Below are 8,307 nucleotides of genomic sequence, written 5' to 3'. Positions count from 1 at the left end.
GAGGCGCCCCCGCCCGCCGGCGCGTTCGTCGTCGAGCTGGCGCCGGCGTCGGCCGGGCGCCGCGAGGCGCCGGCCCCCGTTCCCGCGGCGCCCGAGCCGGCGCCCGCCGCGCCCACCGCCTCCCCCCCCGACGACGCCGGCCTCCGCCTCCCGTTCCAGGCGGTGCTCGGCTTCTGGGCGGCGATCGCGCTCGTGTGGTGCCTACAGGTGCTGCTCATGGGGCTCGGCGGCGCCGTGCCGCTCGACGAGTGGCGCAACTACGCCGTGCAGTTCGTCGGCGCGATGACGTGGGCGGCCCTCACGCCGGCGGTGCTCTGGCTGGCGCGCCGCGTCCACCTGTCGCGCGACCGCTGGGCCGGCCCGCTCGCGCTGCACCTCGCCGCCTGCGCCGCGATCGCCGTCGGGCGCCACGTGCTGGTGCGGCGCCTCGTGTTCGGCGACGCCGCGCCGCTGTTCACCATCGGGACCGTCTTCCCGATGACGCTGAGCGCCGTCATCTACGCCGCGCTGGTCGCCTGGTCGCACGCCCGCGACTTCGCGCGCTGGCACCGCGAGCGCGCCGTCGCCACGCTGCGCCTGGAGGCGGACCTCGAGCGCACGCGCGTGCGCAGCGTCGCCGTCGAGCTGCGCCCCGAGTTCGTGGCCGGCGTCCTCACCGGCGCCGCCGACGTCGCCGTCGCGCACCCCGACCGCGCCGAGGCGGTGGTCGAGCGCCTGGCCGACCTGCTGCGCACCCTGCTCGACGAGTCGCGCGCCCAGCGCGCGCCGACGGTGCGCGAGGAGCTCGCGCTGCTGGAGCAGTCGCTCGCCCTCCTCTCGCTCACCGGCGGGCGCGCGGTGCGGCTGCGCAGCGACGTGCCCCCCGACCTGCCCGGCGCCACGCTCGCCGCCGGCGCCCTGCGCCGCGTCCTCGACGTCGCCTCGGCGCGCGCGGCCCGCGGCGACGCGCCCGCGTTCGAGGTGCGCGTGACCGTCACCGCCGGCGCTTCCGACGCCGCCAACGTCTCGGGGGGCGTGGTGCGCGTGACGCGCACCGGCCCGTGGCTCGTGGCCCGCGTCGCCGCCGCCGAGTCGGCCGGCGGCGGCGCGCTGGCCGCCGCCTCCTGACCCCGCTCCTCTCCCGCCGCACCCCGCCGCCATGCCGATCCGAGTCCTGCTGGCCGACGACGAGCCGCTCGCCCGACGCCGCCTGCTCCGCTTCCTGCGCGCCGAGACCGACGCCGACGTCGTCGCCGAGTGCGCGAGCGGCACGGAGGCGGTGCGGCTGCTGCGCACCGAGCCGGTGGACCTCGCGCTGCTCGACGTGCAGATGCCCGACCTCGACGGCTTCGGCGTGATCGCCGAGGTGGGGGCCGAGCGCATGCCGCCGGTCATCTTCGTGACCGCGTACGACGCCTACGCGCTGCGCGCCTTCGAGGTCCACGCGCTCGACTACCTGCTCAAGCCCGTGACCGCCGACCGCTTCCGCGAGGCGTTCACCCGCGCGCGCGACCACCTCGACCGGCAGAGCACCGCGACCATGGGGCGCCGCCTCAAGGCGATGCTCGCCACCGTGCTGTCGGGCGAGGGGGGCGACGACGGGATGGCCGCCGCCGGCGTCGGCGGGCCGCCCGAGCGCACGCGCTACGCCGACCGCCTCACCATCAAGGCCAACGGGCGCGTCTTCTTCGTGCGCGTCACCGACGTCGACTGGTTCGAGGCGCACGGCAACTACGTGCGCGTCCACGTCGGCACCACCACGCACCTGATCCGCGAGGCGCTGAGCGTCGTCGAGGCGTCGCTCTCCCCCGACCGCTTCGCGCGCATCCACCGCAGCACGATCGTGAACATCGACCGCATCCGCGAGCTGCAGCCGTGGTTCGCGGGCGACTACATCGTGCTGCTGAAGGACGGGACGCAGCTGAAGCTCTCGCGCACCTACCGGGACCAGCTGCAGGTCCGGCTCCACGCGCTGAGCTAACGCTTCGGGCTGCGGGCTGCGGGCTGCGGGTTCAGATCCGCAGTCCGCAGCCCGCAGTGGTTCACCGGGAGGCGGCCCGGCGCGCCGGAGGCGGCGACTGCCACAGCACGTGCGTGATCATCCACTTCCCGTCGAACTTCCCCATCAGCAGGTAGTCCGTCCCCCACCACGCGGTCACCTTCGTGGCCGCCGTCTGGTCGAGCACGTCCATCACCTCGACCTTCTTCGGCCACTTGGGGTCGGGCGCCTTGCCGGACGCCTTCACGCGCGCCGAGAACGCGTGGAACTGCGGCCACGTCATCTGCTGCCCGGGGTTGTACGCCGCGGCGTCGCGCGACCGGCCGAAGCCGTACTTGTAGACCTCCGGGCGGATCGACCGCACGTGCTTCGTCGAGTCCCCCTCGTAGAAGCCGTCGAGGTAGTCGACCGAGGCCTGGCGCACGGCGGCGCTGTCGGCGGCGGTCTGCGCGCCCAGCGGGGCGGCGGCGAGGGCGGAGAGCAGGAGGAGGCGGCGCATCGGGGCGGGGAAGGGGGTCGGCCCTACCCTACCTCCCCCGCCCGCGGGCGGTGACGCCGCGCCCGTTCACCTTCCGTCACTTCTTCCGACGGCTCGCCTCGTACGCCGCGACGAACGCCGCCGGCGGCGTCGCCGCGACCACCCGCGCCACCGCCTCGGGCACCAGGTCGTCCCATCGCTTGAAGCGGAGGCACGACTTCCCGAGGTCGAGCTTCTTCCCGGCCGCCGCGTACGCGTCGCGCAGCGCGCCCTCCTCCGCGCCGCCCGGGGCGACCCCCATCAGGTACAGCGAGACGTACTGCTTCTGCGACGCCAGCGCCGCGTAGCACAGCGGCTGCCCGTTGTACGTGTCCGGGTAGTCGGCCAGCGGGATCCCCCAGCAGATCATCCCGAAGCTCATCATCTCGCGGTACCCCGCCGGGAGGTGCGCCCGCACCAGGTCGCGCGCCGCCCCCACCAGGGCGCGCCGCTCCGCGGGGAGCTCGGCCAGGTACTCGTCCGCCGTCGTCGCCGCGCTGCGCGCCATCGCCGTCCCCCGCGGTTCAGGTCAGGAGGCCCTGCAGGATCGAGAGCCCGAAGTACGCCACGATCGGCGTGATGTCGATCATCCCGATCGTCGGGATCACGCGGCGCAGCGGCGCCAGCATCCACTCCGTCAGCACGAACGCCCACCGGATCCACGGCGAGTACGGCGACAGGCGGAACCAGCTCGAGATCACGCGCGCGAACAGCGCCAGCCGCAGCACCGCGAACGTCCACGTGACCACCAGCACGTAGGCGCCGCGCGGCCCCGCCTGCAGCGCGTACGACGCGCGCGCCACCTCCTCGCGCACGTAGCCGAGCAGCGACAGCAGCACGATCCCGGTCACCACCACCGCGGCGAGCGTCCACAGCGGCGCGTGCGCCGGCTGCCCCCCCGCGCGCACCACGCGCCGCTCCATCGGCGCGAACAGCGGGTCGACGCGCCCGCGCACCAGCCGCGCCACGCCGCTGAACGGCGAGATGCGCCGCGTCCGCACCGCCCAGCTCAGCGCCGCCGCGCCCCCCACCGCCACCGCGGCGGCCAGCAGCACCGCGCGCAGCACGGCCAGCACCGCGCCGGTGGTCACGTACACCGTCTCCACTCGCGCCCCTCCTCTCTCAGAGCCCCGTCGGCTCGCCGACGAACGACCAGGGGAGCCCGAGCCGCTCCTCCAGCAGCGCGCCCAGCGCCTGCACGCCGAGCGTCTCGGTGGCGTAGTGCCCCGCGTAGATCACGACGATCCCGCGCTCCGCCGCCTCCACCGCCGTGTGGTGCGGCCCCTCGCCCACCACCAGCGTGTCGATCCCGCGCTCCGTCGCCTCGCGCAGCGTGTCGGTCGACGCGCCGGCGCCGGTGCACAGCCCCCAGCGGCGCGTGCGCCGCCCCGGCGCGATCGGCGTGTGCACGGCCGCGTGCCCATGCCGCGCGGCGAACCGCGCCGCGCGCGCCGCCAGCGCCGCCGTCTCGACGTCGGCCGCGCCGGTCAGCCCCACCTCGAGCGTCTTGTGGCGCGCGAACCCGCCGTCCGGCACCAGCTCCAGCAGCGCCGCCAGCCGCGCGTTGTTCCCGAGCGTCGGGTGCACGTCGAGCGGCAGGTGCGAGCCGTACACCGCGATCCCGTGCGCCAGCAGGAGCCGCACCCGCTCGTACGCCGGCCCGACGAACGGCTGCGCGCCGTTCCAGAACATCCCGTGGTGCACCACCAGCAGGTCGGCCCCCGCCGCCGCGGCCTGCTCGATCGCCGCGCGCGAGAAGTCGACCGCCGCCGCCACGCGCGTCACGCGCCCCGCGTTCGCGAACTGCAGCCCGTTCAGCGCCCCGCCGTAGTCCGGCACCTCCGCCGTGCGCAGCGCGCCGTCGAGCAGCGCCACGACCGCGTCGAGCGCCGCGCCCGTGCCGCGCTCGCTCACGGGTTGGCCTTCGTCGTCTCGGCCCACCCCGGGGCGTCGCCGAGCGGCTTGAGCGTCCCGGCCTCGATCGCCACGCGCGCCGAGTCGAGCGCGGCGCGCGTCGCCGCCGGCACGCGGTCGGCCAGCCGCGGGTTGAGCACGAGCTGCACGACCCCCGACTTCATCCCCAGGTCCACGACGCGCGGCGTGAACGTGCCGGCCTTCACCTCGCGCGCCACGGCCATGAACGCGCGCGGCAGGTCGATGACCACGGAGCCGAGCACCACGTCCGGGGCGACGCCGTTCTGGTCGGAGTTGGCGCCGAAGGCGTAGATGCCGCGCTCGCGCGCTGCCTGGAAGATCCCCAGCCCCGCCGCGTCGGCGTTCTGGAACACCACGTCCGCGCCCTGCCCGATCTGGGCGAGCGCCTGCTCCTTCCCGGCGCTCACGTCGTCCCAGTTGCCGACGTACGACGTCAGCACGCGCACCGTCGGGTTGGTCGCCTTCGCGCCTGCCTCGAAGGCGGCGAAGCTCGCCCGCACCGGCGGCAGCTCGGTCCCGCCGATGCTCCCGACGACGCCGGTCTTGGTCATCCGCCCCGCCAGCATCCCCGCGAGGTAGCTCGCCTCCTCGAAGGCGAACGTCATCCCGGCCACGTTAGCGCCCGTCGTGTTCCCCGACGTCGTCACGTAGACCGTCTTCGGATGGCTCGGCGCCACCCGCAGCGCGGCGTCCTGGAACTCGAAGCCGTGCCCGAACACCAGCGTGTACCCCTGCGCGCCGTACTGCCGGAAGTTCTCCTCGAACTCGGCGGGGGTCTTCGTCTGGATGTGGCTGATCTGCGCGCCCAGGCTGTCGCGGATCGCCTTGAGCCCGTTGTAGGCGCCGGCGTTCCACGACTGGTCCGAGATCGGCCCCGGCGTCAGCAGCGCCACCCGGAACGCCGGCTCGCCGCCCGTGGCACCGGCCCCGGCCTTGGTCTCCCCGCCCGCACAGGCCGCCAGCGCGACGATGTGGACAAGTGGGGATAACCGGCGCCAGGCTCCGGTGGAAAACGTGCAAGTACGCATGGTGTAACGACTTACAGTGATGTGGACAACTTCCGCGGTCGCGTGGAGAACGTGCGGTCAGTCCAGGCGGGTCCCGAGCAGCTCCAGCACGCGCTCGAAGTCGTCCGCCGAATAGAAGGCGATCCGGATCTCCCCCTTGTCGGCCTCGCGCAGCGCGATCGCGACGTCGGTCCCGAGCTGCCGCCGGAGCTGGTCCTCGATCCGCCGCACCTCGGCCGAGCGCGTGTCGGGCTCGGCTTTCGGCTCCGGACGCGCCGGCCGCCCGACCCCTTCCCGCACCCGCCGCTCGACCTCGCGCACGCTGAGCCCGTTCGCCACGATCTCGCGGGCCAGGTCGAGGATGGCGTGCTCGCGCCCGAGCGCCAGCAGGGGACGCGCGTGCCCCGCGCTCAGCGACCCGTCCGACACCAGCCGCCGCACGGTCCCCGGCAGCCCGAGCAGCCGCAGGCAGTTCGCGATGGTCGTCCGATCCTTCCCGACGACCTCGGCGATCTGCTGCTGCGTCAGCCCGAACTCGTCCGCCAGCCGCTGGTACCCCTCGGCTTCCTCGATGGGGTTGAGGTCGGCCCGCTGGAGGTTCTCGACCATCGCCAGCGTCAGCAGCGTCTGGTCGTCGATCTCCTTCACGATGGCCGGGATCTCCGCCCACCCCAGCCGCGTCGCCGCCCGCAGCCGCCGCTCGCCGGCGATGAGCTCGTAGCCCTGCCCGTCGCGCACCTTCCGCACGGTCACCGGTTGCAGCAGCCCGGTCGCCCGCAGGCTCGCCTCCAGGTCCGCCAGATCCTCGGGGCGGAACTCCTTGCGCGGCTGGTACGGGTTGGGCCGGATCTGGCCGATCGCCAGACTCTTCAGCGCGCTCCGCTCCTCGGGGGTCGGCTCGGCGGCCTGCTTCGAGGCCAGCAGCGCCTCCAGTCCTCGGCCCAGCCGTCGGGGCTGCTTCTCGGGAGCGCTCATGCGGCGGGCTGGGCGGTCGTGGCGGTCGGCGTGCGTGCGATCAGCTCCTGCGCCACCTGCAGGTACGCCTGCGCGCCGATGCTCTGCACGTCGTACACGATGATGGGCTTCCCGAAGCTCGGCGCCTCCGCCAAGCGCACGTTCCGGGGGATCACGCTCTGGAACACCTTCCCCCCGAAGTACTCGCGGGCGTCGGCCGCCACCTGCCGCGACAGGTTCAGCCGGTTGTCGAACATGGTCAGCAGCACCCCGTCGATCGCCAGCCGCGGGTTCACCCCCTGCTGGACCAGGTGCACCGTGTTCAGCAGCTGCGACAGCCCCTCCAGCGCGTAGTACTCGCACTGCACGGGGATCAGCAGCGCGTCGGCGGCCGCCAGCATGTTCAGCGTGATCAGCCCCAGCGACGGCGGGCAGTCGATCAGCACGTAGTCGTACCGGTCGAGCACGGGGGCGAGCGCCTGCCGCATCAGCTCGCTCCGGCTCTCCCGGTCCACCAGCTGCACCTCGGCGCCCGCCAGGTCCGGCGTCGCCGGCAGCACGTCGAGGTGCCGGAACTGCACCCCGCGGTGCAGCGCCTCGTCCACCGTCGCCTCGCCGATCAGCACGTCGTACAGCGTCGTGCCCAGAGACTCGCGGTCGATCCCGATCCCGCTCGTCGCGTTCCCCTGCGGGTCGCCGTCCACCAGCAGCGTCCGCTGCTCGGCGACCGCCAGCGAGGCGGCGAGGTTGACGGCGGAGGTCGTCTTGCCGACGCCTCCCTTCTGGTTCGCGATGGCGATGACGCGGGTCACGGCGGGGTGCTGCGGAGAGGCGGCGGAGGAGCGCGGGCCGATCGGTGGTACGGGGCGGGGGCGGAAGGTAGTGCCTTCCCGGTCACTTCGCTCGCCCCGGGCGGGGCATCGGGGAGCGGAAATGTGTCACGTGGCACACCCGGCCGGTCGAGCCCGACGTGCCACGTGACACACTGGTCCGTTCAGCGCGGAACCGGCGAGAAGAGGAACCGGGCCGTCACGCTCGCCGAGATCGTCTGCGTCCCTTCGGAGATCGTCGTGTTGCCCGCAGCGTCGCCGACTCGGGCCATCTGCATCTCCGCCATCATCGGCCGCGGACGCGAGGGCTCGACGCCCGAGGTCAGCTCGAGCACCCCGCCCAGCGAGCCGCCGGCCGCGCGTGCGATCGCCTCGGCGTCCGCGCGCGCCCGCTCGACGGCCTTCGCCATCGCCCGCCGGCGCGCCTGCTCAGCCTGCGACGAGTAGAGCGTCAGCGACGCGATCTGGTTGGCCCCCTTCGCCAGCGCGGCGTCGAGCACCGGCCCGACCCGGTCGAGCTGGCGCACCTCGACCACCACGTTGTTCTGCACGTTGTAGCCAGTGATCCGCGTCCGGCGCGTCGCCTGATCGTAGACCTGCTCCGGGTACACGTTGAAGCCCGACGTGCTGATCAGCTCCGCCGGGATCCCGAGCGCCCGGATCGTGTCGAGCACCGCCTTCTGGATGCGCGCGTTGCGCTCCGCCGCCAGCGCCGACGTCGCCGCCTGGGTCTGCACGCCGATCATCACCCGGGCGCGGTCGGGGGTCACCTCCTCCTCGCCGACGGCCGACACGGCGATGCTGCCGGGGGGGCCGCCGGCCGGGAAGGGAGCCGGGGCGGGGGAGGGGGACTGGGCCGCGAGCGGGGCGGCGAGGACGGTGAGTGCCGCGAACGAGAGAAGGCGCATGTGTAAGGAAGGGCAGGAGTGAGGGCGGCCGAACGCCGCGCCCGCCTCCTACCCCGCAACGGGCGTGCGGTCACGCGGAGGGTGCGTGGGGGCGGGGGGCCGCTCGTGCCGGCTGGGCGGCGCGGGGGCGCTCCGGCGGCGGGATGATCGCTGGCGCGATCATAGCGCCGCCTTCGAC

The 8,307-nt window shown here is 74.3% G+C and carries 10 protein-coding genes; 2 read left to right on the top strand and 8 right to left on the bottom strand.

The features are described 5' to 3' along the window. Both PYV61_RS16270 and PYV61_RS16265 read left to right on the top strand, forming a co-directional pair. Window positions 1-1,107 (top strand): hypothetical protein (locus tag PYV61_RS16270; protein WP_275833481.1); only part of this gene is annotated, 1,107 nt, incomplete at its 5' end. 31 nt (window positions 1,108-1,138) lie between these two features. After that, window positions 1,139-1,960, top strand: a complete 822-nt coding sequence (locus tag PYV61_RS16265) for a LytTR family DNA-binding domain-containing protein (protein WP_275833479.1) — start codon at window positions 1,139-1,141, stop codon at window positions 1,958-1,960. 61 nt (window positions 1,961-2,021) lie between these two features. On the opposite strand, the gene PYV61_RS16260 is transcribed toward PYV61_RS16265, so the two are convergent. From PYV61_RS16260 to PYV61_RS16225, 8 genes are all read right to left on the bottom strand, one after another. Beyond that, a complete protein-coding gene (locus PYV61_RS16260) occupies window positions 2,022-2,477 on the bottom strand; it encodes a nuclear transport factor 2 family protein (protein WP_275833477.1) in 456 nt (151 codons plus the stop codon). Between the two features lie 76 nt (window positions 2,478-2,553). Next, entirely contained in the window at window positions 2,554-3,003 is a 450-nt protein-coding gene (locus tag PYV61_RS16255; protein ID WP_275833475.1) for a DUF1801 domain-containing protein, read from the bottom strand. Between the two features lie 16 nt (window positions 3,004-3,019). Continuing rightward, the gene (locus tag PYV61_RS16250) at window positions 3,020-3,601 is read right to left on the bottom strand and encodes a YggT family protein (RefSeq protein ID WP_275833473.1); all 582 of its coding nucleotides are present in this window, start codon (window positions 3,599-3,601) and stop codon (window positions 3,020-3,022) included. A 16-nt stretch (window positions 3,602-3,617) separates the two neighbouring features. Then, the gene (locus PYV61_RS16245) at window positions 3,618-4,409 is read right to left on the bottom strand and encodes a Nif3-like dinuclear metal center hexameric protein (RefSeq protein WP_275833471.1); all 792 of its coding nucleotides are present in this window, start codon (window positions 4,407-4,409) and stop codon (window positions 3,618-3,620) included. Next, window positions 4,406-5,458, bottom strand: coding sequence for a BMP family protein (locus PYV61_RS16240; protein ID WP_275833469.1), 1,053 nt, complete (start codon window positions 5,456-5,458; stop codon window positions 4,406-4,408). The genes PYV61_RS16245 and PYV61_RS16240 overlap by 4 nt, the downstream gene beginning before the upstream one ends. A gap of 57 nt (window positions 5,459-5,515) precedes the next feature. Beyond that, on the bottom strand, window positions 5,516-6,412 hold the full coding sequence (locus PYV61_RS16235) for a ParB/RepB/Spo0J family partition protein (protein ID WP_275833467.1): 897 nt from the start codon (window positions 6,410-6,412) through the stop codon (window positions 5,516-5,518). Next, window positions 6,409-7,203, bottom strand: a complete 795-nt coding sequence (locus PYV61_RS16230; protein ID WP_275833465.1) for a ParA family protein — start codon at window positions 7,201-7,203, stop codon at window positions 6,409-6,411. The genes PYV61_RS16235 and PYV61_RS16230 overlap by 4 nt, the downstream gene beginning before the upstream one ends. Window positions 7,204-7,385: 182 nt before the next feature. After that, window positions 7,386-8,129 carry an SIMPL domain-containing protein gene (locus tag PYV61_RS16225; protein ID WP_275833463.1) on the bottom strand — a complete coding sequence of 248 codons (744 nt, stop codon included), beginning with the start codon at window positions 8,127-8,129 and terminating at the stop codon, window positions 7,386-7,388. Window positions 8,130-8,307: the final 178 nt, after the last annotated feature.

Source organism: Roseisolibacter sp. H3M3-2 (assembly GCF_029211165.1).
Lineage (GTDB): Bacteria > Gemmatimonadota > Gemmatimonadetes > Gemmatimonadales > Gemmatimonadaceae > Roseisolibacter.
Note: the sequence above shows the minus strand (reverse complement) of the source record. Positions and strands in the feature narration are given on the sequence as shown.

Excerpts from the sequence above, each read along its gene's own strand:
- PYV61_RS16260 (WP_275833477.1), bottom strand. The coding sequence starts at position 2,477 with ATGCGCCGCCTCCTCCTGCTCTCCGCCCTCGCCGCCGCCCCGCTGGGC.
- PYV61_RS16235 (WP_275833467.1), bottom strand. The coding sequence starts at position 6,412 with ATGAGCGCTCCCGAGAAGCAGCCCCGACGGCTGGGCCGAGGACTGGAG.
- PYV61_RS16225 (WP_275833463.1), bottom strand. The coding sequence starts at position 8,129 with ATGCGCCTTCTCTCGTTCGCGGCACTCACCGTCCTCGCCGCCCCGCTC.
- PYV61_RS16265 (WP_275833479.1), top strand. The coding sequence starts at position 1,139 with ATGCCGATCCGAGTCCTGCTGGCCGACGACGAGCCGCTCGCCCGACGC.
- PYV61_RS16255 (WP_275833475.1), bottom strand. The coding sequence starts at position 3,003 with ATGGCGCGCAGCGCGGCGACGACGGCGGACGAGTACCTGGCCGAGCTC.
- PYV61_RS16240 (WP_275833469.1), bottom strand. The coding sequence starts at position 5,458 with ATGCGTACTTGCACGTTTTCCACCGGAGCCTGGCGCCGGTTATCCCCA.